General features: G+C 66.5%; 20 protein-coding genes and 2 pseudogenes. 11 read left to right on the top strand and 11 right to left on the bottom strand.

Annotated elements, in window-relative coordinates; genetic code table 11:
• Positions 1-99, top strand: a pseudogene (locus E3C22_RS23975) (IS110 family transposase); the annotation flags it as partial.
• Between the two features lie 228 nt (positions 100-327).
• Here the strand turns inward: E3C22_RS23975 and E3C22_RS23980 are convergent.
• Positions 328-1,275, bottom strand: a complete 948-nt coding sequence (locus E3C22_RS23980) for a nucleoside hydrolase (RefSeq protein ID WP_425365007.1) — start codon at positions 1,273-1,275, stop codon at positions 328-330.
• A 197-nt stretch (positions 1,276-1,472) separates the two neighbouring features.
• On the opposite strand from E3C22_RS23980, the gene E3C22_RS23985 reads away from it, so the two are divergent.
• From E3C22_RS23985 to E3C22_RS24000, 4 genes are all read left to right on the top strand, one after another.
• Positions 1,473-1,814 carry a hypothetical protein gene (locus E3C22_RS23985; protein ID WP_134764421.1) on the top strand — a complete coding sequence of 114 codons (342 nt, stop codon included), beginning with the start codon at positions 1,473-1,475 and terminating at the stop codon, positions 1,812-1,814.
• Positions 1,815-2,013: 199 nt separating this feature from the next.
• Entirely contained in the window at positions 2,014-2,421 is a 408-nt protein-coding gene (locus E3C22_RS23990; protein WP_134764422.1) for a MerR family transcriptional regulator, read from the top strand.
• Between the two features lie 224 nt (positions 2,422-2,645).
• Positions 2,646-4,637 (top strand): putative bifunctional diguanylate cyclase/phosphodiesterase, encoded by a 1,992-nt coding sequence (locus E3C22_RS23995; protein ID WP_167591892.1) that lies wholly within the window; start codon positions 2,646-2,648, stop codon positions 4,635-4,637.
• Positions 4,634-5,074: a BLUF domain-containing protein gene (locus E3C22_RS24000; protein ID WP_134764424.1), complete on the top strand. Its 441-nt coding sequence runs from the start codon at positions 4,634-4,636 to the stop codon at positions 5,072-5,074. The genes E3C22_RS23995 and E3C22_RS24000 overlap by 4 nt, the downstream gene beginning before the upstream one ends.
• A 37-nt stretch (positions 5,075-5,111) precedes the next feature.
• Here the strand turns inward: E3C22_RS24000 and E3C22_RS24005 are convergent, their stop codons facing one another.
• Positions 5,112-5,987 (bottom strand): universal stress protein, encoded by an 876-nt coding sequence (locus E3C22_RS24005; RefSeq protein ID WP_167591893.1) that lies wholly within the window; start codon positions 5,985-5,987, stop codon positions 5,112-5,114.
• A 313-nt stretch (positions 5,988-6,300) separates the two neighbouring features.
• Here E3C22_RS24005 and E3C22_RS24010 point away from each other — a divergent pair, with 313 nt between their 5' ends.
• The 3 genes from E3C22_RS24010 to E3C22_RS24020 all read left to right on the top strand — a co-directional run bounded on the left by E3C22_RS24010 (position 6,301) and on the right by E3C22_RS24020 (position 9,482).
• Positions 6,301-8,433, top strand: coding sequence for a TRAP transporter permease (locus E3C22_RS24010; RefSeq protein ID WP_134764426.1), 2,133 nt, complete (start codon positions 6,301-6,303; stop codon positions 8,431-8,433).
• A complete protein-coding gene (locus tag E3C22_RS24015) occupies positions 8,430-8,834 on the top strand; it encodes a DUF1850 domain-containing protein (RefSeq protein WP_134764427.1) in 405 nt (134 codons plus the stop codon). The genes E3C22_RS24010 and E3C22_RS24015 overlap by 4 nt, the downstream gene beginning before the upstream one ends.
• A gap of 273 nt (positions 8,835-9,107) precedes the next feature.
• The gene (locus E3C22_RS24020) at positions 9,108-9,482 is read left to right on the top strand and encodes a BLUF domain-containing protein (RefSeq protein WP_134764428.1); all 375 of its coding nucleotides are present in this window, start codon (positions 9,108-9,110) and stop codon (positions 9,480-9,482) included.
• A gap of 49 nt (positions 9,483-9,531) precedes the next feature.
• Here E3C22_RS24020 and E3C22_RS24025 read toward each other — a convergent pair whose 3' ends face one another.
• A complete protein-coding gene (locus tag E3C22_RS24025; RefSeq protein ID WP_134764429.1) occupies positions 9,532-10,146 on the bottom strand; it encodes a TetR family transcriptional regulator in 615 nt (204 codons plus the stop codon).
• Positions 10,147-10,244: 98 nt separating this feature from the next.
• On the opposite strand from E3C22_RS24025, the gene E3C22_RS24030 reads away from it, so the two are divergent.
• The 3 genes from E3C22_RS24030 (at position 10,245) to E3C22_RS24040 (ending at position 15,716) form a co-directional block, all read left to right on the top strand.
• Positions 10,245-11,405, top strand: coding sequence for an efflux RND transporter periplasmic adaptor subunit (locus E3C22_RS24030; protein ID WP_245515175.1), 1,161 nt, complete (start codon positions 10,245-10,247; stop codon positions 11,403-11,405).
• Positions 11,402-14,551, top strand: coding sequence for an efflux RND transporter permease subunit (locus E3C22_RS24035; protein WP_134764430.1), 3,150 nt, complete (start codon positions 11,402-11,404; stop codon positions 14,549-14,551). The genes E3C22_RS24030 and E3C22_RS24035 overlap by 4 nt, the downstream gene beginning before the upstream one ends.
• A gap of 223 nt (positions 14,552-14,774) precedes the next feature.
• Positions 14,775-15,716 (top strand): DMT family transporter, encoded by a 942-nt coding sequence (locus tag E3C22_RS24040; RefSeq protein WP_134764438.1) that lies wholly within the window; start codon positions 14,775-14,777, stop codon positions 15,714-15,716.
• Between the two features lie 45 nt (positions 15,717-15,761).
• Here the strand turns inward: E3C22_RS24040 and lpdA are convergent, their stop codons facing one another.
• The 8 genes and pseudogenes from lpdA to E3C22_RS24080 all read right to left on the bottom strand — a co-directional run.
• Positions 15,762-17,171, bottom strand: a complete 1,410-nt coding sequence (lpdA, locus tag E3C22_RS24045) for a dihydrolipoyl dehydrogenase (protein ID WP_134764431.1) — start codon at positions 17,169-17,171, stop codon at positions 15,762-15,764.
• Between the two features lie 116 nt (positions 17,172-17,287).
• Positions 17,288-17,827, bottom strand: coding sequence for a hypothetical protein (locus tag E3C22_RS24050; RefSeq protein WP_134764432.1), 540 nt, complete (start codon positions 17,825-17,827; stop codon positions 17,288-17,290).
• Entirely contained in the window at positions 17,824-18,579 is a 756-nt protein-coding gene (locus E3C22_RS24055) for an SDR family oxidoreductase (RefSeq protein ID WP_134764433.1), read from the bottom strand. Before E3C22_RS24055 ends, E3C22_RS24050 begins: the two co-directional genes overlap by 4 nt.
• A 34-nt stretch (positions 18,580-18,613) precedes the next feature.
• Positions 18,614-18,868, bottom strand: a complete 255-nt coding sequence (locus E3C22_RS24615; protein WP_167591894.1) for a pentapeptide repeat-containing protein — start codon at positions 18,866-18,868, stop codon at positions 18,614-18,616.
• A 55-nt stretch (positions 18,869-18,923) separates the two neighbouring features.
• Positions 18,924-19,322 (bottom strand): hypothetical protein, encoded by a 399-nt coding sequence (locus E3C22_RS24855; RefSeq protein WP_245515176.1) that lies wholly within the window; start codon positions 19,320-19,322, stop codon positions 18,924-18,926.
• A 24-nt stretch (positions 19,323-19,346) separates the two neighbouring features.
• Positions 19,347-20,906 (bottom strand): 2-oxoglutarate dehydrogenase complex dihydrolipoyllysine-residue succinyltransferase, encoded by a 1,560-nt coding sequence (gene odhB / locus E3C22_RS24070; RefSeq protein ID WP_134764435.1) that lies wholly within the window; start codon positions 20,904-20,906, stop codon positions 19,347-19,349.
• Between the two features lie 60 nt (positions 20,907-20,966).
• On the bottom strand, positions 20,967-23,951 hold the full coding sequence (locus tag E3C22_RS24075; protein WP_134764436.1) for a 2-oxoglutarate dehydrogenase E1 component: 2,985 nt from the start codon (positions 23,949-23,951) through the stop codon (positions 20,967-20,969).
• A 178-nt stretch (positions 23,952-24,129) separates the two neighbouring features.
• A pseudogene (locus E3C22_RS24080) lies at positions 24,130-24,383 on the bottom strand (succinate--CoA ligase subunit alpha); the annotation flags it as partial.

A 24,383-nucleotide genomic window follows, 5' to 3' on the forward strand; every position in this document is an offset into this window, starting at 1 on the left:
GGCAAACCCAAAATGGTCGCCATCATCGCAGCGGCGCGAAAGCTGCTCACCATCCTCAACGCCATCATTCGGCACCAGAAACCATGGCAACCCGCTTGACTTCCAACACAGTCGCTGAGGTGCGAGCCCGATCTTCGATCGGGTGAGCCTCGAAGGGCGAGGGCGCGGAAGCCGCCACCGTCAGCCGACGCAGCATTGGCAGCCGAGCCCCTCGCCCTTCGAGGCTCGCTTCGCTCGCACCTCAGGATGAGGTGCTTTGCGGGTGGCACGCCTCGTCGTCGCGAAGTCTGTCGCCTCCGCCGAGGTCACCGCGCCTTCTTCAGATCCTCACGGTAGCCGGCCGATCCGCTCCGTCAGCAGCCCAAAGAACCGGTCGGAATCCGCCGAGCGGACCCAGAAGGCGTTTTTCGGCCGGTCGGTGACGCCCCAATAGTCGCAGACCGTCATGCCGCGGGTGAGACGGCTGCCCGTCTCGACCTCGACATTGACGTCGCGTCCTTCGAAGATCGACGGATCGAGCACATAGCCGGTGACGCAGGGGTCGTGCAGCGGCGCGCCGCTCGACCCATATTTCGCAACGTCGAAACGTTCGGAAAAGGACAGCATCGCCGCCACCGCCTCGCCGGCCTTGTTGCCCAGCGCCCGGAAGGCCTCGATCCGCTCTCTGGTCGAAAGCATCTGATGGGTGACGTCGAGCGACAGAACGGTGACCCCGACCCCGGAGGCGAACACCATGGCGGCGGCTTCCGGATCGACATAGACGTTGAATTCCGCCGCCGGGGTGATGTTGCCGCCCTCGAAGCAGCCGCCGCCCATCATCACCAGCCCCTTTAGCCGCTTGACGATGTCCGGCGCCTTGGCGAAGGCGAGCGCGACATTGGTGAGCGGCCCGAGGGTCATCAGGGTGACGGTGCCCGGCTCGCGCTGGCGCACCGTTTCGATGATGAAGTCAGCGCCGTGGAGGGCCTGCGGCTGCGTCACCGGCTCCGGCAGGTCCGGGCCGTCGAGGCCGGTCTCGCCATGGACGTGCTCGGCGGTGACGAGGGCGCGGCCGAGCGGCCGGTCGCAGCCGGGATAGACCGGCACCTCGGTGCGTCCGGCAAGCTCGACGAGCTTCAGGGCGTTCTTCGTCGTCAGCTTGAGCGGAATGTTGCCGGCGACGGTGGAGATGCCGATGACCTCGAGTTCGGGCGAGGCGAGCGCGGTCAGGATCGCGACGGCATCGTCCTGACCGGGGTCGGTGTCGAAGATGACGGCGCTCTTGTCCATGGGCATTGTCTCGCTTCCATTTGATCGGCCGGATTGCCGGCACTGGTCCGTTAACGCCTATGGCAAGTTTCGACGGCGCCGGATACCGCCCTTTTCGGCAACGGTGCCGCGGCGCAACAGGATCTGCAACGGTGCCGATTCCGGTTCCAGATTGCTCACACTCGCCTATAATTTCTTCCGGGGTGTCATCAGGAAAGCAGCACATGAAACTCGAAGAGTGGCATCTCGGCGAAGGCGACGGCATCCAGGAGCGCCAGCTCGCGGCCGAATATCTGCCGGTGCTCGAAGCCCATCGCCAGGACGACGAGCCGGACCGGATCGAGCGCCTGCGGCGGGTCTATGCCATGGCGCAGACGCTGTTCCTGATGGTCGAGGGCCGCCGCCTGCCGCCGCGAATCATCGTCGCGATGAACGATCACAAGGGCCAATTGGCCGTCACCTTCCTCGACCGGGAGTGGCAGACCTTCATCGAGCCGTTCTTCCGCCTGGCCTGGCGATCGGAGGGAGAGCCGGCAGAAAAGGTGGTCACCTCGGTCATTCAGTAGCCGAATCAGGCGTCTGTGGTGGCCTGGCCTTTTCCTGCGAAGCGGCTTTCCGGCACAACTCGCCTGTGCATAACTCTTCCCGAAAATCGATTCGTTTCGAATCTGCACGACTTCGTTAATACTTTTGTCGGGTCCGGCAGGCGAGTTTCCCGCCGTGTTAGAGTATCGAGGCCGTGGGCGCGGCAGCAGGTGATCAGACATGCCAGAACAACAGACGTTTTCCATCAAGGATCTGGAGAAGGAATTCGGCCTGACCCCACGCACGCTTCGTTTTTACGAAGAGCGTGGTCTGTTGCATCCCGACCGCCGCGGGCCGACCCGCGTCTATTCGGTGAAGGATCGCGAGCGGCTGAAGCTGATCACAAGGTTCAAGAGCCTCGGCTTCCCGCTGGTCGAGGTCAAGCAGATCGTCGACCTCTACGAGGCCCCGCGCGACCGGCGCAAGAATCTCCGCGGCCTGAAGACGAGGCTCGGCGAGCAGCGGGAAATCCTGCTCGAGCAATGCCGCGAGCTGGAAGAGATGCTGCGGCTGATGGACGAGACCCTTGCCGAGGTGAATGGCGAGCTGCAGGAAGTCACGGGGCTCGGCCCGTCCACCGACATCTGATCGATCGTCGCATCGCCGAAGACGAGGGCCGGTTTCGTTGAACCGGACCTTTCGCCGCGACGAATTGTCTCAGGTCTTCGTCGCACCGTCGCAGCGGCATAGGCCGATTTATTCATAATTTCCCATGATCTTCTTACTTGGAAACCACCTCCGCGATGGCGGTGCCAGGGGAAGAATCGAACGTGCCGGTCCTCAGCTGTATCTTTGTCGAGCATGATCTGAAGATGGTTCTGCTCGCCGCGCTGATGTGCGTGGTCGGCTCCTTCATCACGGTCAGGCTGTGGCGGCGAACCCTGCAGGCGAGCGGCCGGATGCGGGTCGAATGGTCGTTCCTTACCGGCGTCACGGCGGGCGCGGCGATCTGGGCGACGCATTTCATCGCGATGCTCGGCTATCTGGCGCCGGTGCCGATCACCTTCGACGCCCAGCTGACCATCTTCTCGATCGTCATCGCCATCGCCGGCAGCGGGCTCGGCTTCTACCTCTCGGGCAGCGCGCGGAAAACCCAGGCGACGCTCGTCGGCGGCGCGACCATCGGCCTGTCGATCGCCGCGATGCACTATGTCGGGATGTTCGCCTACCGGGCGGACGGCGTCGTCTCCTGGAGCGGTTCCTACATCGCCGCCTCGATCGCCTGTGCGATCGGCTTTGCCGTCGTCTCGACCGGTCTGGTCAAGGCCTCGATCGAAAGCCATGGCAGGCGCTACGCCGACCTTGCGATCCTCAGCCTCGTCGTCGCCATCGTCACCCTGCATTTCACCGGCATGACGGCCTTCAGCGTCTCGCCGATCGCCGGTCTCTCCTCGGGCGCCGACAGCGAGGCGTTCCAGGCGATGGCGATGGCGGTGGCGGTGGCAGCGACGATCATCGTCTTCACCGGCCTTTCGAGCCACGTCATCGACAACGACACGCGGGCGGCGAACCAGCGCGAACTCGAGCACATCGCCTCGCACGACGAGCTGACCGGCCTTTGGAACCGCCGGCAGTTCTCCAAGGTGCTGGCGGAGCGCTGCAGCCGGGGCGCCGGGTCGTTCCATCTGGTGATGATCGACCTCGACCGGTTCAAGCCGGTCAACGACACCCTCGGCCATGGGCTTGGCGACAGGGCGCTGAAGGTCATCGCCGCGCGGATCCGGCATGTTCTGCCCGAAGGGACGGAGCTGGCACGGCTCGGCGGCGACGAGTTCGCCTTCATCGCCGACGGGATGTCGGCCGAGGAGATCACCGGCAGCTGCCGGCGTCTCGTCGAGATCCTGGCGCGGCCGGTGATCGCCGAGGGCCACGTCATCGAGCTCGGCGCGAGCATGGGCATCGCCCGCGCCTTCGAAAACGGTGCGACCCCAGACGAACTCATCCAGAACGCCGACATCGCCCTTTATGCGGCAAAGGCGGCCGGCAGATCCTGCCACCAGTTCTTCGAAGAGCGGATGTCGGAGAAGATCCAGCTTCGCCGGTCGCTGGAGCTCGACATGCGCCGCGCCATCAGCCGCGACGAGCTCGAAGTGCACTACCAGCCGAAGGTCGACGCCAAGACCGGCGCCTTCACCGGCGCCGAGGCCCTAGTCCGCTGGAACCATCACGAAAGGGGCCAGCTCTCCCCGGCGCTCTTCGTGCCTCTGGCCGAAGAACTCGGCCTGATCAACGCCATCGGTGCCTGGGTGCTTGCCAGGGCCTGCACCGACGCCTCCAGCTGGCCGGCGCACATGTCGGTGGCGGTCAATCTCTCGCCGGTGCAGATCATGGACAGGCGGCTCGTGCGCACCCTCCGGCAGATCCTCAAGGAGACCGGCTTCCCGCCGCAGCGGCTGGAGCTCGAAATTACCGAGACCGCCCTGCTCGGCAACGACGTGCAGGCGCTCGCGACGTTGACGGAGATCCGCGCGCTCGGCGTGAAGATCTCCCTCGACGATTTCGGCACCGGCTATTCCTCGCTGAGCTATCTCCACCGCTTCCCGATCGACCGGATCAAGATCGACCGCTCCTTCGTCGCCCGCACGCCCTCCGACGCGGGCAGCGCGTCGATCATCCAGGCGATCGCCCGGCTCGGCGCGAGCCTCGGCATCAAGGTGACGGCCGAGGGGATCGAGACCGAATCCCAGCGCGATTTCTCGAGTGCCGAAGGCTGCAACGAGCTGCAGGGCTATCTGATCAGCCGGCCCGTTCCCCATCACCAGCTCGAAGCCCTGTTCGCCAAAGCCCGATCGGAGGCCGCATGATGACTCCCTCCACCATGGCGTCCTCCCTGCAGCGCATCCTCTACCGCTCGAAGGCGCGGCAGATCGGCGGGGCGCCACTCGAGCCGGCGGCGGTTGCGGGGATCGTCGAAACCTCGGTGCGCAACAATGCGGACTGCGGCCTCTCGGGCATCCTTCTCCAGGTCGACGACACCTTCATCCAGCTCATCGAAGGGGAGCAGGCGGCGATCGAGGCGACGTTCGAGCGGATCTGCGTCGACGAGCGCCACTCCGATCTCGTGCTGATCGACATGACCAGCGCCGAGACGCGGCTGTTTCCCGAATGGTCGATGGCCCATGTCGGCTCGAACGGCGACCCGATGCGCCTGCAGGTCAATCGCGACCTGAAGGAGATCTATCTGACGATCGAGACCCATCCCGACGCCGCCCTGAAGCAGATGCGGTCGCTGCTGGCGTGACCAGCGGACAGCGTCGAGAGACGCCGGCGTCGATGCCTCAGTGGGCCATGAACACCGGCAGGTCGCTCTTGGAAAGAATGTCGCTGGTCGCCCCGCCGAAGATCATCTGCCGCAGCCGGCTCTGCGTATAGGCCCCCTTCAGGAGCATGTCGCAGCCGAGCGCCGCGGCCTCCCTCAGGATCGCCTCTCCCGAACGGATGCCGCCCGACGACATCAGCTTCAGTTCGACGGCGACGCCGCTCGCCGCGAGCCGGCGCTGGATCAGTGCGCCGGACGGCTGGTCGCCGAGGCTGCCGTCGTCGGCAAGGACGACCACCCTTTTGGCGGCTCTCAGGAACGGCCGGGCGAAGGCGATGGTGCGGGCGGTCTCGCTGGAGCCGTTCCAGGCCACCGCGATGGTCTCCCCGAAACCCTTCTCCACCGAACGTGGCGGCGCGATGAGGATCGGCCCGCCGCTTTCGAACAGCGCCGATTCGAGCGTCGTGATCGAGGCGGCGTCGCCGCGCGGCCGGCAGACGACGGTGAGATCGAAGGCCCGCCCGTAAGAGCCGAGAAAGGCATCGCAGGCCATCGCCTTGTCGTTCCAGGCCCAGGACGGTGCCGTCGCGGCGGCCTCAATCGCTGCGGGCGCGCCGCCGGCCGGTTCTTCCGGCGCCGGCTCCAGCGCCACGTCCTCCTCCTGCATGATTCGTGCGGCAAGCCGCCGCGCCTCGTCGCGGGCACGACGATGGTCGAAATCGGCAGCGTTCATGATCGCGACGCCCGCCGGGTCCCAGGTGAGATTGACCAGCGGCGGCATCTGCAGGGCGAAGATCTCGATCCGCCCTGTGAACCTGCGGGCGACGTCCGCCGCCATCCGCAGCGCATGTTCGGTATCCGCATGACTCTCGGCCGGCACCAGAATCGCTTTCATCCGCCCTCGCTTGTCTTCGGGCCTGCCGGCAGCGTCCGTGCCCGGCAGATCCATTCCGCATCGGCCGAGAATGGGCCGAAACGCCCGCCTCTGGCAACCGCGCTGGGATTGTCGCCCGGAACCTGGGGCACCCGCCGCGATCGTCCCGGCCCCGCCCTCCCGTTTGCCCTGGCGATTGGCTGCGGCTAGTGTCGGGCCCGACAGGCACCTTGGGAGGGGTTCGGCCGGAATGAGCGACGACGGGACCAACCGTCTCAGGCGGGGAGATGGCCGGCATGGGAGCGACGCGGCAGCGCCGCTGCCCGGCGACGACATGGCGATGGAGGAAGAGCAGGCCGAACTGCACGATCCGCTCGCCTCGAGCTTTCCGGCCAGCCTCGAAGGCCGCGCGCTGTTCCTGATCGCCATCGCGTTTTCGACCTTCCAGCTGCTGACCGCCGCGCATCTGTGGGACCTGCCGAGCCAGATCGTCCGCGCCGTCCATGTCGGTTTCCTCTGCCTTCTCGGCCTGCCGCTGGTCTCGGCCCTGCGCCACGAGCCGAAGCTCGTGCGGGCGCTCTTCTGGCTGCTCGGCCTTCTCGGCATGGCCGTCGCCTTCTACCAGTGGTGGGAATACAAGGCGCTGATCTTCCGGGCCGGCACGCCGCTCACCCAGGACACCGTCGTCGGCGTCCTCGCCCTCGCCGTCCTCTTCGTCGCCACCTGGCGGATCATGGGCCCGGCCCTGCCGATCATCGCCGGCCTGTTCCTCGCCTACTGCCTGTTCGGCGAATACCTCCCCTCGCCCTTCGTCACCCGCGGCTACGACTTCTCCCAGGTGATCGACCACATGGCCTTCGGCACCGAGGGCATCTACGGCATCCCGACCTATGTCTCGTCGAGCTACATCTTCCTGTTCATCCTGTTCGGCTCGTTCCTCGAACGGGCGGGGATGATCAAGCTGTTCACAGACGTCGCCCTCGGCCTCGTCGGCGGCGCCAAGGGCGGCGCCGCGAAGGTGGCGGTGTTCTCCTCCGGCCTGATGGGCACGATCTCCGGCTCAGGCGTCGCCAACGTCGTCACCACCGGCCAGTTCACCATTCCCCTGATGAAGCGCTTCGGCTACCGGCCGGAATTTGCCGGCGGCGTCGAGGCGACGGCGTCGATGGGCGGCCAGATCATGCCGCCGGTGATGGGCGCCGTCGCCTTCATCATGGCCGAGACCCTCGACGTCGCCTATGCCGAGGTGGTGACCGCGGCGGTGATCCCGGCGGTTCTCTATTTCGCCTCGGTGTTCTGGATGGTGCATCTGGAGGCCGGCAAGCGGAACCTCCTCGGCCTCGCCAAGGAGGACATCCCGTCAGCCTGGGGCGCGCTGAAGACCGGCTGGTACCTGATCCTGCCGCTCGCCGTCCTCGTCTGGCTGCTGTTTGCCGGCTATACCCCGCTCTATGCCGGCACCATCGGCCTGGCGCTGACGGCGCTGCTGATTCTCGGCGCGCCGCTCGCGGCGCGGATGCCGGGCCTGTTGATCCGCATCGTCTTCTGGATCGCCCTCGGCCTCGCCGCGGCGGCCTTCTTCGAATACGGCATCATGCCGATCGTCGTCGCCCTCGCCGTGCTGGTCGCCGCCTGCGCCATCTTCAAGGGCGGCCGCGAGACGCTGATCGTCGTGCGCGACGCCCTTGCCGACGGCGCCAAGACGGCGCTTCCCGTCGGCATCGCCTGCGCCATCGTCGGCATCATCGTCGGCACCATGACCCTGACCGGCGTCGCCAACACCTTCGGCCAGTTCATCGTCTCGGTCGGCGCGACGTCGCTGTTCCTGTCGCTGGTCCTGACGATGATCACCTGCCTGATCCTCGGCATGGGCATCCCGACGATCCCGAACTACATCATCACCTCGTCGATCGCCGGCCCGGCTCTCCTGGCGCTCGGTGTCCCGCTGATCGTCTCGCACATGTTCGTCTTCTATTTCGGCATTCTCGCCGACCTGACGCCGCCGGTGGCGCTCGCCTGCTTCGCCGCAGCGCCGATCGCCCGGGCGCCGGGGCTGAAGATCTCCTTCGAAGCGATCAAGGTGGCCCTCGCCGGCTTCGTCATTCCCTTCATGGCGGTCTATACGCCGGCCTTGATGCTGCAGGACGGCGGGCCGCTGGCGGCCGAGATCGGCTATCCCCTCGCCGTCGCCTACATCGTTGTGAAAGCCTGCCTCGCCATCGGCCTCTGGGGTGCGGCGGCGATCGGCCACCTCACCGGGCCGATGCCCTGGTGGCAGCGGCTGCTGGCGGCCGCCGCCTCCTTCACGCTGATCGCCGCGCTGCCGCTGACCGACGAGATCGGCTTCGCGCTGGCGGCGGCCGTGATCGGGCTCCACGTCTTTCTCGGCGGCAAGGCGCCGCGGGCCGACGACGCACCGAAGTCGAAGCCGGCCGCGCCGCGCCGGGCACCGCGCTCGCCGGCATGATCTGCATCGCCGCCGCCGGCAAGACGATGGCGATCGCCGCCAGCGCCTTTACCCTCGCCTGGACCCATTCGGTCGAAAAGACCCGCTGGGAGGAGCACTGGATCGCCGGCCCGCAGGGGCTCACCGTCACCGAAGGGCGGATCGAGGGCTCGGGTGCCGGCATGGAGCCGCCAGACAACGCCCGGCTCGAAGACGGCGCCTATGTCTATTCGCTGCAGCGCCCGCCGATCCCGGAACTCGTCCTCGCCGCCTCCGGCGGCACCGTCAGCGGCTGGCATTTCTGTGCCGAGGGTACCGGCTGCATCGACCTCGGCGAAGCGGCCGGCGAGCCGATCCGCATTCGCTGGTGCAAAGCACCGGCGAGCGATGGCGATCCCCCCGCGCCCGCCGCCCGGCCCTGAGACCCTGGTGCGCCGTGCGTCCTTATGGGACGCACAAAGGTCGCGCGATTCCTCTGGTTCTACACATCGTGCTTTGCGAAAATCGATTCCGATTTTCGGGCCGATGCTGTAGCCGGCGGGATGCCACGCCTAGAGCCAACCGCCGGCGAGGCTGGACTTGCCGTCCACCTGTCCTTACCATGGCGGCTGAGCGCTGATGTCGGGACAGACGAGGGGTTGGCGTAACCATTCAGTGGACGTGGACCTTCCGCGTCGTATTTGCTTGGGGCGCAGATGCGGCACATATCCTATACGAGCCTGGCGAACGGGCTGTCGGCGGACGATTTCGCCAAGATCGTCGCCCACGCCAGGGAAGAAAACCTGAAGAGCCATATCAGCGGCGCCATCGCCTTCGACGGGCGGATGATCACGCAGATCATCGAGGGCCCGCGCATGGCGGTGGACGCGCTCTATCTGCGCATCCGTTCCGATCCGCGGCATTCGGGCGTCGTCCTGCAGACGCGGGCCGACATCAAGGAATCGCAGTTCGAAGGGTTCGGGCTGAGCCGGATGACGCCGTCGGATCTCTACATGATCGCCATGCAGATCGAGGACCGATACGGCTCGGGCGACAGCTCCGCCGAACCGCTGATCCAGCGTTTCAGCTGATCCCCGGCGATCGCATCGACCGGCCCGGAAGACGGCAGCCCAGCGACGCTCAGCGCCCCCGATAGCTGTCGAAAAGCGCCGTCAGCAGCGGCCGGCCCGTCTCGGAGAGGTCGAAGCTTTCGCCGATCCGCAGCCATTGCGAGAACAGGCCGTGGATCGCCGCGCAATAGGCGCTGGCGGCAATCTTCGCCGTCCATTGCGGTGCGAGCCCGCGGGTCTCGGCGACCTTGGCGAAGATCCGCTCGATCCGGGCGGTGAAATCGTCGTCGCTGTCGCGCATGCGGGCCAGCGCTTCCTGCATCTCGCCGATATATTCGCAGCGGAACAGCAGGATCGAATAGACCCGCTTGCCGCGTTCGTCGGTCTGGGCGAAGCGCAGGCCCTCCATCGTCCTGTCGAACAGCGTCGCCAGGATGTCCTCGGCCGCAAGCAGCTGGCCGGCGTCGAAGAAGCGCTCCTTCGGCAGATGCGCCCGGTCCTGCATCGCCTTGAACAGTTCGAGCTTGTTCTCGAAGTGCCAGTAGATCGCGCCGCGCGTCAGACCGGCCTCGGCGGCGATCTGCGACAGGGTGGTGGTCGCAACGCCCTGGCGGAAGAACACCGCCTCCGCCGCATCGAGAATCGCCTCCCGCGTCTTCTCGGCGCATTCCTTAGTTCGTCGCAATCGAAACGTCTCCTCCTTGCGTTATACATACATGCATGTATTTTAGCTGCAATGCAACATCGGCGGCGCAGCCGCGCCCGGCCCTGAAAGTCCTTGTCATGCAGATGTTTCCGTTCAGGCCGGCGATTCTCGCCGCCGCCTTCGCGCTGCTCCTGCCCGCGTCTGCTCACGCTCAAGGCCAGCAGATGCCGCCGCCACAGGTGACCGTCGAGACGCTCGAAGCCAAGACCGTGCCGGTGACCTACGAATATCCCGGCCGCATCGTCGCCTCGCGCGAGGTCGAGGTGCGCGCCCGCGTCGGCGGCATCCTGCTCAGCCGCGAATTCGACGAAGGCTCGCGGGTCAAGAAGGGCGATCTCCTGTTCAAGATCGATCCGGCGACCTATCAGGCGCAGGTCGCCCTCGCCAAGGCGCAGGTCGCGCAGGCCGAGGCGCAGCTCTCCCAGGCTCAGCGCAGCGAGGAGCGCGCCCGTGCGCTGACCAAGCGCGGCGCCTCCAGCCAGTCGACCCTCGACGACGCGGTGTCGGCGCGCGAGCTCGCCGAGGCCCAGGTCGAGGCGGCGGAGGCGCAGCTGAAGACCGCCACCCTCTCCCTCGACTATGCGACGGTCGAGGCGCCGGTCGGCGGCATCACCAGCCTCGAACAGGTGCCGGAAGGCTCGCTGCTCTCGACCGGCGACCTCCTCACCAAGATCAGCCAGATCGACCCGGTCTATGCGAATTTCTCCGCCGCCGACACCGAGGCGGCGTCGATCCGCGAGATGGTCGAAAGCGGCGACCTCGACGGCGCCACGACGCAATCCGAGCTGACGGTGGAGATCGTCTTCGGCGACGGCAGCGCCTATGGCGAGACCGGCAAGATCGACTTCACCTCCACCTCGATCGACACCGAGACGGGCACGGTTCTGTCGCGGGCGGTGATGCCGAATCCCGGCGGCAGGCTGCTGCCCGGCCAGTTCGTGCGGCTGCGGATGAAGGGTCTCGTCGCCAAGGACGCCATCATCATTCCCGCCGAAGCGCTGATGCAGGGGCCGCAGGGCGTCTTCGTCTACACGGTCGACGAGAAGAACGTCGCCGCCGTCGCGCCGATCCAGATCGAGCGGCAGATTGCCGACGGCTATCTGGTCAAGTCGGGCCTCAATCCCGGCGACCGGCTGATCACCAAGGGCGTCGTCAAGGTGCGGCCGGGCGCGCCGGTCAATCCGGTCGGCGCACCGGCCGGCGACGAGGCTGCCTCGAAGGAGACGGCAGAGCGATGAATTCCCGCTTCTTCGTCGACCGGCCGATCTTCGCCGTCGTCATCTCGATCATCATCACGCTCGGCGGCGTGCTCGCCCTCAACTCCCTGCCGATCGAGCAGTATCCGCAGCTCGTGCCGCCGCAGGTCGTCGTCACCGCCACCTATCCCGGCGCCAGCGCCGAAACCCTCGCCCAGACAGTCTCGGCGCCGATCGAACAACAGATCAACGGCGTCGAGGACATGATCTACATGCAGTCGACGAACTCCTCGACCGGCACGGCGTCGATCGCGGTCACCTTTGCGTCGGGCACCGACCCCGATCAAGCGACGATCAACGTCAACAACCGCGTGCAGCAGGCGACGGCCTCGCTGCCGGAGGAGGTGCAACGGCTCGGCGTCACCGTCGCCAAGCGCTCGTCGCAGATCCTCGCCGTCATCACCATGGCGTCGAACGACCCGCGCTACGACGCCACCTATGTGTCGAACTACGCCCTGCTCTACGTCCTCGACGAATTGAAGCGGCTGCCCGGCATCGGCGAGGCCCAGCTCTTCGGCGCCCGCAACTATTCCATGCGCATCTGGCTGCAGCCGGATCGGCTCGCCCAGTACGGTCTGACGCCGACCGACGTCGCCGAGGCGATCCGCGACCAGAACTCGCAGTTCGCCGCCGGCCAGTTCGGCGCGCCGCCGACCAACAACGACCTCGCCTTCACCTATTCGGTGACCACCCAGGGGCGGCTTCCCGACGCCGAGGCCTTCGAGAACATCATCCTGCGCTCCGACGCCAACGGCTCGTCGCTGCTCCTGAAGGATGTCGCGAGGGTCGAGCTCGGCGCCCAGGACTACGGCTTCAACGGCTCCTACAACGGCACGCCGGCCGTGCCGATCGGCATCTATCTGCAGCCGGGCGCCAATGCGCTTGCCACGCTCGAGGCGGTGAACCAGCGGATGACCGAACTCGAGAAGTCGTTTCCCGACGGCATCTCCTGGGCCGTTCCCTATGACACGACGAAGTTCATCGAGGCCTCGATCGAGGAGGTGATCCACACCTTCATCGAGGCGATGGTGCTGGTCTTCATCGTCGTCTTCATCTTCCTGCAGTCCTTCCGCGCGACGCTGATCCCGATGCTCGCCGTGCCGGTGTCGATCCTCGGCACTTTCGGCGTGCTGCTCGCCTTCGGCTTTTCGATCAATCTTCTGACGCTGTTCGGCCTGGTGCTCGCCATCGGCATCGTCGTCGACGACGCGATCGTCGTCCTCGAAAACGTCGAGCGCATCATGTCCTCCGAAGGGCTGTCGCCGAAGGAGGCGACGGCGAAGGCGATGAGCGAGGTGACCGGGCCGGTCATCGCCATCGTCCTCGTGCTTTGCGCGGTGTTCGTGCCGGTGGCGTTCCTCGGCGGCCTCGCCGGCACCATGTACCGGCAGTTCGCGCTGACCATCGCCGTCTCGGTGACGATCTCCGGCATCGTCGCCCTGTCGCTGACGCCGGCCCTCTGCTCGGTGATCCTGAAGCCCGGCCACGGCCGGCCGATCACGCCGTTCCGCTGGTTCAACGCCGGCTTCTCGGGGCTCACGCGCGCCTATGGCGCGGGCGTCGCCTTCATCATGCGGCGGGCGATCCTTGCCATCGTTCTCTTTGCGGCGCTGTGCTTCGGCGTCTGGCACTTCATGACGACGCTGCCGGGATCGCTGGTCCCCAACGAGGACCAGGGCGTCAATTTCGCCGTCGCCATCCTGCCGCCTGCCGCCTCGCTGCAGCGTACGACCAAGGTGATGAACGAGGTCGTCGCCAATATCCGCAAGCATCCCGCCGTCCAGGACGTCACCGCCTTTGCCGGCTTCGACCTTCTCGCGGGCGTCCAGAAGACCTCGGCGGGCGTCGCCTTCGTCTCGCTGAAGCCCTGGGCCGACAGGACCGATCCCGCCCTCGACGCGCGCAATCTCGTCGGGCCGCTGATGGGCATGAACATGGGGATCCAGGACGGGCTGGTGCTCGCCTTCAACCCGCCGCCGATCCAGGGCCTGTCGACCACCGGCGGCTTCGACCTGTTCGTCCAGGATCGGCGCGGCGGCGGCTCGGAGGCCCTGCTCCAGGCGGCCAACGCCATCGTCGCGGCGGCGGCCAAGCGGCCGGAGCTCGCCGGCGTCAGAACCACCTTCTCGGCCAATGTCCCGCAGTACCACATCGACGTCGACCGCCAGAAGGCGAAGTCGCTGAACGTGCCGATCTCGTCGATCTTCACGACCATGCAGGCGACCTTCGGCACCCTTTACGTCAACGACTTCACACTGCTTGGCCGCAACTATCGCGTCACGCTGCAGTCGGAATCGGACTTCCGCCAGACGCCGGAGGATCTGCGCTTCGTCTATGTCCAGGCGACCAACGGCTCGATGATCCCTCTCGACACGCTCCTGAAGGTCGAGCGTGTCGTCGGCCCCGATCTCATCGAGCGATTCAACGCCTTCAACGCCGCCAAGATCTCCGGCGGACCGGCACCCGGCTATTCCTCCGGCCAGGCGCTGGCGGCCATGCAGGAGGTCGCGGCACAGAGCCTTCCCGAAGGCTTCCAGATCGCCTGGACGGGCTCGGCCTATCAGGAGATCCAGGCCGGCGGCACCGGCGCCATCGCCATCGGCTTCGGCATCCTGATGGTGTTCCTGATCCTCGCAGCGCAATACGAGCGCTGGACGCTGCCGATCGCCGTGCTGCTGGCCGTGCCCTTCGCCGTCTTCGGGGCGCTGGTGGCGATCTGGCTCAGGGGCCTCGACAACGACGTCTACTTCCAGATCGGCCTCGTCACGCTGGTGGGGCTGGCGGCGAAGAACGCCATCCTGATCGTCGAATTCGCCGTCTTGAAACGCGAGGAGGGCCTTTCCGCCTTCGACGCGGCCCTCGAAGGAGCCAAGCTTCGCTTCCGGCCGATCGTCATGACGTCGCTCGCCTTCATCCTCGGCGTCGTGCCGCTGGCCGTCTCGACCGGCGCCGGCTCGGCCTCGCGCCATTCGATCGGCACCGGCGTCATCGGCGGCATGCTGGCGGCGACCTTCGTCGCGATCTTCTTCATCCCGCTGTTCTATCGCCTGCTCGCCCGCGACAAGCGCAAGACCGGCGGCAGCGAGGGGCGCAGCGGCGAGCTTCCGGCACCGCAACCGGCAGAGTAACTGCGTATCGCCGGCCGGTGCCGAGAAGATGGGCGGGCGCTCGCTGACCGGCGCCCGCCTGTTCGTTTTCGTGATGGAATGCCGTAGACCCGCCAAAAAACAGGTGGCGGGTCGAAGACAAATCATTTGAGGCTTCCGGCGTGATTGGCGGGAGGCGACCATGACGACGAGGCTGAAGGCACCCGACGCGGCGCTCACGCGGGCGCCCGCAGTGAGCGGCACCATGCCGGGCACGAAGCCGATGACGGGCAGCGACTGGACGCTGCTTCTCGCCCTCTCCGTCCTGTGGGGCGGCTCGTTCTTCTTCGTCCAGATCGCCGTCGCCGAGCTGCCGGTCTTGACCATCGTCGCCCTGCGCGTGGCTCTGGCGGCACTCACGCTGTTCGCGGTGCTGGCGTGTCTGAGAATCCCCTTCCCGACACGGCCTGCCGTCCTCCTCGCCTTCCTCGGCATGGGCGTTCTCAACAACGCCCTGCCCTTCTCGCTGTTCGTCTGGAGCCAGACCCACATCACCTCGGGCCTTGCGGCGATCCTCAACGCGACGACGCCGCTCTTCGGGGTGATCGTCGCCAACGCCCTGACGAGCGACGAGAAGCTGACGGCGAACAGGCTGACCGGCGTCCTCGTCGGCTTCGCCGGCGTCATCGTCCTGATCGGCCTGGCCGCGGTCTTCGCGCCGGGCTCCGAGACCATGGCCGAACTCGCCTGCCTCGGTGCCGCGCTCTCCTACACCTTTGCCGGCGTCTTCGGCCGCAGGTTCAAGCGCATGGGCGTTTCGCCGATCGCGACGGCTACCGGCCAGGTCGCGGCATCCTCGCTGCTGCTGGTGCCACTGGCGCTGCTCGTCGACCGCCCCTGGACGCTGCCGATGCCCGGCGCCGCGACCATCGCAGCCGTCCTCGGCATCGCCATCCTCTGCACGGCGCTCGCCTACATTCTCTACTTCCGACTGCTTGCCTCGGCGGGGGCGACGAACCTTCTGCTCGTCACCTTCCTCATCCCGGTCAGCGCGGTCATTCTCGGCGTCGCCTTTCTCGGCGAAATCCTGAAGCTGCAGCATGTCGCCGGCATGGCGCTGATCGGCCTCGGTCTCGCGGCGATCGACGGGAGGCTGTGGCGCCTTCTCGCAAACGCAAAACGGGGCGCCCGAAAGCGCCCCGCATGACGTCGCCGTCTGTGACCGGTCTGTCGGCCGGCCGGCGGGAATCCCTCAGATGTGGATCGGCTTGGCGAAGGCGGCGAAGGCCGCCTCGCGCATCGCCTCCGACAGAGTCGGATGGGCGTGCGAGGTGCGGGCGAGGTCTTCCGAGGCGCCGCCGAATTCCATGAGCAGCGCGGCCTCCGCGATCAGGTCGCCGGCATCCGCGCCGAGGATATGGACGCCCAGGACGCGGTCGGTCTTGGCGTCGGCCAACACTTTCACGAAGCCGTCGGTCTGCAGCATCGCACGAGCCCGGCCGTTGGCCATGAACGGGAACTTGCCGACCTTGTAGTCGGTGCCGGCCTTCTTCAGCTCTTCCTCGGTCTTGCCGACCGAGGCGACTTCCGGCGCGGTATAGACCACCGACGGAATGGCTTCGTAGTTCACATGGCCGGCCTGGCCGGCGAGGATCTCGGCGAGCGCGACGCCCTCGTCCTCGGCCTTGTGGGCAAGCATCGCGCCCTTTACCACGTCGCCGATCGCATAGATGCCGTCGACATTGGTCTTGAAATGCCCGTCGATCTCGACGCGGCCGCGATCGTCGAGCTTGACCCCGACGTTCTGGAGTCCGAGCCCGTCCGTGTAGGGCTTGCGGCCGGTCGCAACCAGCACGACGTCGGCTTCGAGAGTTTCGGCATCGCCGCCCTTGACCGGCTCGAAGGTCACCTTGGCGCCCTTCTTGCTTTTCTCGACGCCGGTGACCTTCGCACCGAGCTTGAAGGTCAGGCCCTGCTTGGCAAGGAGCTTCTGGAAGGCGGTCGAGACCTCGCCGTCCATCGGGCCGAGGATCTTGTCGAGGAACTCGACGACGGTGACCTTGGCGCCGAGGCGCGACCAGACCGAGCCGAGCTCCAGGCCGATGACGCCGCCGCCGACGACGACCATGGTCTTCGGCACCTTGGGAAGCGCGATCGCATGATCGGAGGAGACCACCGTGGTCTCGTCGAAGCTGACCTCGACCCCGGGAATGCCGGCGACCTCAGAACCTGTCGCGATGCAGATGTTCTTGGCCGACAGCGTCTCGGTGGAGCCGTCGTCCTTCGTCACCAGGACTTCGCCCGCCGACTTGATCTCGCCGGTACCGATGATGCCGGTGATCTTGTTCTTCTTGAACAGATAGGCGATGCCATCGACATTCGCCTTCACCGTCTTGTCCTTATGCCCCAGCATCTTGTCGAGCTTCAGCTTCGGCTCGACCTCGATGCCCATCTCGGCGAAGGAATGCCCCGCCTCCGCGAAGGCTTCCGAAGCGTAGAGCAGCGCCTTGGAGGGAATGCAGCCGACATTCAGGCAGGTGCCGCCATAGGTCTTGCGCTTTTCGACGACGGCGACCGAAAGGCCGAGCTGCGCCGCCTTGATGGCGCAGACATAGCCGCCGGGGCCCGAGCCGATGACGACGAGATCGTAGGTGTCAGCCATGTTGAAGCATTCTTTCGATGTGATTGGCGTCTTGGCGAAGAAAAACCCGTGGGTGGTCTATTCCATCGGGGTGGGCCGGCTGGCAACCCCCGCGCGTCGCTGCCGCAGGCACGGGACTACTCGCCGCCCGCCGGGCAGTCGCCGGATGTCTCGTCGAATTTCGTGCGTGCCGGGCGCAGCGTCGACTTGTCGATCTGCAGCGGCACGAAGGGCGGCGTCGCCTGGTTCGCCGGCTGGACGAACCGGGTGACGTAGCAGCCGGTGAAGACCCGCACCGCGCCGTCGGTGCCGGTCGCCTCGATCACCGTCGGCACCGAGGTGTAGATCGACCCGGCGGCGCCGTCGCTCGTCGGTTCGCCGAGCTTCAGCCGCACCCCGCCGGTGGTCTCGTATCCCTTCGCGAAGGTCTCGAAGTCCGGGCGGCCGGAATCCTCGGAGAAATAGCTCCAGGCCCTCAGATATTCGTGCCGGTTGATGGCGTTGTAGAGCGAGCGGACGAGCTGCTCGGGCGTCGAGCGGTCGTCCATGTAGTCGTCCTCCGCGGCCGGCTCCTCGGCCGAGGGGAGCGTCTGGTCGATGGCCCGCGCGGGCAGCGCCTGCAACGCCAGCGGGGCGAGGGCTGCCAGCGTCAGGAAAACGGAACGTCTGATTGTCATGGCAGAATGGCCCTTGCACCGGACACGTCGAGGATCGCGCCGGTGGAATATGTGGCTTCGTCGGAAGCGAGCCAGAGGATCGCCTGCGCCACTTCTTCCGGCGTGCCGGCGCGCTTCAGCGGCAGGCTGGCGGAGAGTTCGGCGACCCGGGTGGGCTCGCCGCCCGAGGCGTGGATGTCGGTCTCGATGATGCCGGGGCGCACGGCGGTGACGGAAATCCCTTCGCCCGCGACCTCCCTGGCGAGGCCAACAGTGAAGGTGTCGATCGCGCCCTTGCTCGCGGCATAGTCGACGCGGCTACCCCCGGCGCCGAGCTTGGCGGCCGCCGAGGAGACGTTGACGATCGCGCCGCCGGAACCGCCGCGGCTGGTCGCCATGCGCTTCACGGCCTCGCGGGCGCAAAGGAACGAGCCGGTGACGTTGATCCTGAACGTCCGTTCGAGCCGCTCGGCGGTCATCTCGGCGACGGGGGCGACGGCATCGACGATGCCGGCGTTGTTGACGAGGACCTTCAGCGTGCCGAGCCGATCGGCCGCCTCGAACAGTGCGACGATGTCGGCCTCGACGCCGACATCGGCCTTCACCGCCGCGGCCCGGCCGCCGCCTGCTTCGATCTCCGCCACCACCTTGTCGGCGGCCGCCCCGTTCGACACGTAGTTGACGACGACGGCATAGCCGGCCCTGGCGCCGAGGAAGGCGGTTGCCGCGCCGATGCCGCGCGACCCGCCGGTGACGATCATGACGTTGGGCATCGGTTCCCCGTTCCGTTCCCGCCTTGCCAGTCCCTCAGCCGGCTGGCGCGAGCCTCAGCTGCGAGCGGTCGATATAGTCCGGCAGCTTCGTACTTCCGTCGATGACGGCGCTTTGCAGCTGCTCGATGGTGAGGTTCCTCGCGCCGGTGAGGTCGGCCCCGCGCAGATCGGCGCCGGTCAGGTCGGCGTCGCGGAAATTGACGCGGGCGAAGATCGTCTTGCGGGCGTCGACGCGTTTCAGGTTAGCGAACGTGAAGTTGATGCCACTGAAGTCGAGTGTGCGAAGCACGGCCCCCTCGAAATCGAATTCGTGGGGGGGGCGGGCCTGAGCCGGGATTCTAGCGTTAAAATTCATCTGCTGCCCTCCGTCGCAGGACTTCAGCGATTGCCCTAGCATCGACCGGGGCGTTGTCACCTTCCAGATCACCACGCATCGCAATGAGATGGTTCGATAGCAACTTGAAGACCGGACCTGACAGATCGGGAAAGTCCTCAGTGATCTCGCCGAGAATGTAGATCGCCGCGAGCCGGACTTCCATCTTCTCGTCGCCGAGCTGTCCGGCCGCCCGGTTAAACAGCTCCATGACGTGGGCCCTGCGGGCAAGCGTCGCCTGGAAAACCGCCGAGCCTGCCTGGGTCGTCTCGGGCCCGAGCTTCTGCCAGGCGAGCCAGGCACCGACGGCGGCGGCCGCCGTCAGCGCCAGATTGCGCAGGATTTCCGAGAGGTCGACCAGCGTCTCCATCCCGGAACCCTACCGGCACGAAGATCAGAGATCGAGGACCAGACGTTCGGGATCTTCCAGGCTCTCCTTGACCCGCACCAGGAAGGTCACGGCTTCCTTGCCGTCGACGATCCGGTGGTCGTAGCTGAGCGCCAGATACATCATCGGCCGGATCACCACCTGGCCGCCGATCGCCATCGGCCGCTCCTGGATCTTGTGCATGCCGAGGATGCCCGACTGCGGCGCGTTGAGGATCGGCGTCGACATCAGCGAGCCGTAGACGCCGCCATTGGTGATGGTGAAGGTGCCGCCCTGCATGTCGGACATGCCGAGCTTGCCGTCCCGGGCAGCCCCCGCCAGCCGCCCGAGCTCCTTCTCGATCTCGGCGATCGACATCTGGTCGGCGTCGCGGATGACCGGAACGACGAGGCCCTTGTCGGTGCCGACGGCCATGCCGACGTGGCAATAGTTCTTGTAAACGAGATCGGTGCCGTCGATCTCGGCGTTCACCGCCGGGATCTCCTTCAGCGCGTGACAGACGGCCTTGGTGAAGAAGCCCATGAAGCCGAGCTTCACGCCGTGCTTCTTCTCGAACAGATCCTTGTACTTGGTGCGAAGATCCATCACCGCCTTCATGTCCACCTCGTTGAAGGTGGTCAGCATCGCGGCGGTGTCCTGGGCGTCCTTCAGCCGCCGGGCGATGGTCTGGCGCAGCCGGGTCATCTTGACCCGCTCCTCGCGCGCCTGATCGTCGCCCGAAGACGGGGCACGGGCGGCCTTCTCCGGCTTTTCCTGCGGCGAGGATGGCGCGCCCTTGGCGATCGCCGCGATGACGTCGCCCTTCAGCACCTGGCCCTTGCGGCCGGAGCCTTCGACGTCGCCATCCTTCAGGCCCTGTTCGCGCATCATCTTGGCGGCGGACGGTGCCGGCGGGCGGCCGCCTTCCTCCGCCTCGGCGGCGCGGCGCGGCGCCTCGTCGGTGCCGCCGCCCTTGGCGGTGGAGCCAGACGCCTGCTCGCTCGACCCGGCCGAGGCGCCTTCCTCGATCTTCAGGAGCAGAGCGCCGACCTTGACCTCGTCGCCCTGGCTGACAACGAGCTCGCGGATGACGCCGGCGACCGGCGAGGGGATTTCCTGGGCGGCTTTGTCGGTCTCGAGTTCGAGCAGCGCCTCGTCGACCGCGACGCTGTCGCCGACCTTCTTGAAGATCTCGCCAACCGTCGCCTCGGTGACGGATTCGCCCGCCGCAGGGACATTGACGGCGACGAGCTTGCCGGCGCTTTCCGCCTTGGCGGGCTCGGCCTTCGCTTCGGCCTTGGCCGGTGCCGGCTGCGACTTGCCGGCGGCGCCGTTGGCGGCCTTGCCCTCGCCTTCGCCGATCATGCCGATCAGCGCGCCGACCGCGACGGTCTCGCCTTCCTTGGCGACGATCTCCTCGATGACGCCGGCGGCCGGCGCCGGCACTTCGACCGTCACCTTGTCGGTCTCGAGCTCGGCGATCGTCTCGTCCTGTTCCACCCGGTCGCCCGGCTGCTTGAACCATTGGCCGATCGTGGCTTCGGTCACGGATTCGCCCAATGTCGGGACTTTGATTTCGGTAGCCATCGGTCTCGTTCGTTCAGAGTTGGCGTCGTTGACGAAAATGTCGGTGGGTGCGCCGGCCGGTCAGCCGAGCGCATCCTCGAGGAAGTCTGCGAGCTGCTTCAGGTGGCTCGCCATGGTGCCGGCGGCCGGCGAGGCTGCGGCCGGACGGCCGGTGTAGCGGACCCTGCGCTTCTCGGCATCGATATGGTCCAGAACCCATTCGAGATAAGGGTCGATGAAGGACCAGGCGCCCATGTTCTTCGGCTCTTCCTGGCACCAGACCATCTCCGCCTGCTTGAAGCGGGAGAGCTCGGTGATCAGGGCTTTGGCCGGGAACGGATAGAGCTGTTCGAGGCGCAACAGGTAGATGTCGTCGATGCCGCGCTTCTCGCGCTCCTCGTAGAGGTCGTAATAGACCTTGCCCGTGCACATCACGACGCGGCGGATCTTGTCGTTGGCAACGAGCTTGGTCTCGGCGTTCTTGTCGAGCTCCGCATCGTCCCAGAGAAGGCGGTGGAAGCTCGTCTCGCCAGCCATTTCCGACAGTTTCGAGACCGCCCGCTTGTGGCGCAGCAGCGACTTCGGCGTCATCAGCACCAGCGGCTTGCGGAAGTCGCGCTTCAGCTGACGCCGGAGGATGTGGAAATAGTTCGCCGGCGTCGTGACGTTGGCGACCTGCATGTTGTCCTCGGCGCACATCTGCAGGAAGCGTTCGAGCCGCGCCGAGGAATGCTCCGGACCCTGCCCCTCGTAGCCATGCGGCAGGAGAAGGACGAGGCCGGACATGCGCAGCCACTTGCGCTCGCCCGACGAGATGAACTGGTCGATGACCACCTGCGCACCGTTGGCGAAGTCGCCGAACTGGGCCTCCCAGAGGGTCAGGGCATTCGGCTCGGCGAGGGAATAGCCGTATTCGTAGCCGAGGACGGCTTCCTCAGAGAGCATCGAGTTGATCGCCTCGTAGACCGCCTGGCCCTTGGCGAGATTGGCAAGCGGAATATAGCGGCTCTCGTCCTCCTGATCGTAGAGCACCGAATGCCGCTGGGAGAAGGTGCCGCGCTCGACGTCCTGGCCGGACAGGCGCACCGGATGACCCTCGGAAACCAGGGTGCCGAAGGCTAGCGCCTCGCCGGTCGCCCAGTCGATGCCCTCGCCCTTGTCGATCATCTCGGCGCGGTTGTCGAGAAAGCGCCTGACCGTGCGGTGGACGTTGAAGCTGTCGGGCACGGCGGTGAGCTTGCCGCCGATCTCCTTCAGCGTCTTCATCGGCACGCCGGTGATGCCGCGGCGCGGCTCGTCTTCCTTCTCGGCCTTGCGCAGCCCGGACCAGGCGCCGTCCAGCCAGTCCGCCTTATTCGGCAGATAGCTCTGGCCGGCCTCGAACTCCTCGTCCAGGGTCTTGCGCCACTCCGCCTTGCGGGCCTCGACATCCGCCTCGCTGAGGAGCCCTTCGGCGACCAGCTTCTTGGTATACATCTCCAGCGTCGAGGGATGGTTGCGGATGGTCTTGTACATGATCGGCTGGGTGAAGGCCGGCTCGTCGCCCTCATTGTGGCCGAAGCGCCGGTAGCAGAACATGTCGATGACCACCGGCTTGTGGAACTTCATGCGAAATTCCGTGGCGATCTTCGCCGCATAGACCACCGCTTCCGGATCGTCGCCATTGACGTGGAAGATCGGCGCCTCGACGGTCTTGGCGACGTCCGAGGGATAGGGCGAGGAGCGCGAGAAGCGCGGATTGGTGGTGAAGCCGATCTGGTTGTTGATGATGAAATGCAGCGTGCCGCCGACCCGGTGGCCGCGCAGGGCCGACAGGCCGAAGCATTCGGCGACGACGCCCTGGCCGGCGAAGGCCGCGTCGCCGTGGATCAAAAGCGGCAGGATCTGGGCGCGGGTCTCCAGCGGCACGACCTCGGTGCGCGAGCGCCCGGCGATCTGGTCCTGCTTGGCGCGCGCCTTGCCCATCACGACGGGATCGACGATCTCCAGATGCGACGGGTTGGCGGTCAGCGACAGATGCACCTTGTTCTGATCGAACTCGCGGTCGGATGACGCGCCGAGATGGTACTTCACGTCGCCCGAGCCCTCGACGTCGTCAGGCTTGAAGGAGCCGCCCTTGAACTCGTGGAAGATCGCCCGGTGCGGCTTGCCCATCACCTGGGCGAGAACGTTCAGCCGGCCTCTGTGGGCCATGCCGAAGACGACTTCCTTCAGGCCGAGCTGGCCGCCGCGCTTGATGATCTGCTCGAGCGCCGGGATCAGCGACTCGCCGCCGTCGAGGCCGAAGCGCTTGGTGCCCTTGTACTTGACGTCGATGAACTTCTCGAAGCCCTCGGCCTCGATCAGCTTGTTGAGGATGGCGCGCTTGCCCTGCTCGGTGAAGGCGACGCCCTTGTCCGGCCCCTCGATGCGCTCCTGGATCCAGCCCTTCTCTTCCGGGTTGGAGATGTGCATGAACTCGACGCCGAAGGTCGAGCAGTAGGTGCGCTCGAGGATCGACACCATCTGGCGGATGGTGGCAAATTCCATGCCGAGAACGTTGTCGATGAAGATCTTGCGGTCGTAGTCTGCCTCGGTGAAGCCATAGGCCTTGGGCGACAGCTCGTTGTAGTCGTCGTCGGCGGGCTTGGCGATGCCGAGCGGATCGAGCTTGGCGTGGAGATGGCCGCGCACCCGGTAGGCGCGGATCAGCATCAGCGCGCGGACGGAGTCGCGCGTCGCCCGGTTCACCGCCTCGGGCGAAAGCTCGGCGCCGCCGGATTTGGCCTTTTCCTTGACCTTGGTCTCGATGCGCTTTTCGACCGGACCCCAATTGCCGTCCAGCGCCGAGACAAGCTCGCCGTTCAGGGGGATCGGCCAGTTATCGCGCGACCAGGACGGCCCGTCGGCGTTCTTCTTCACGTCCTCGCGGGGATCGCCGAGCTCCTTGAAGAAGGCGCCCCATTCGGCGTCGACCGAAGCGGGATCCTCCTCATACTGGGCGTAGAGTTCCTCGATATAGTCGGCATTGCCGCCATAGAGGAAGGAGGTGAGAGCGAAGGTTTCGTTCGCTGGGTTGCGTGACATGGTCGAATTCGCGGCGCCTGGCCTGCGCCGCCTCCTATCGGAAAGATTCGCTCCGGCCGGGCGTATTCCATCGAGCCGGTTACAGACGCCGCGGGTCATCTCCCGCGAATGCGGCCTTGCCGAGGCTGATACCCGGCAAAGCCTTCATCATTGTTGCTTTTGAGCGAGAAATCCTCGCTCAGCCCTTCAGCACGTCCGACAGTGTCGTGCCGAGGCGGGCCGGCGACGGCGAGACGGTGATGCCGGCCGCTTCCATCGCGGCGATCTTGTCCTCGGCGCCGCCCTTGCCGCCGGAGACCACCGCTCCGGCATGGCCCATGGTGCGGCCCTTCGGCGCGGTGCGCCCGGCGATGAAGCCGACCATCGGCTTCTTGCGGCCCTTTTTCGCCTCGTCCTTCAGAAACTGCGCGGCGTCTTCTTCCGCCGAGCCGC

The sequence above is a fragment of the Jiella endophytica genome (genome assembly GCF_004519335.1).
GTDB lineage: Bacteria > Pseudomonadota > Alphaproteobacteria > Rhizobiales > Rhizobiaceae > Jiella > Jiella endophytica.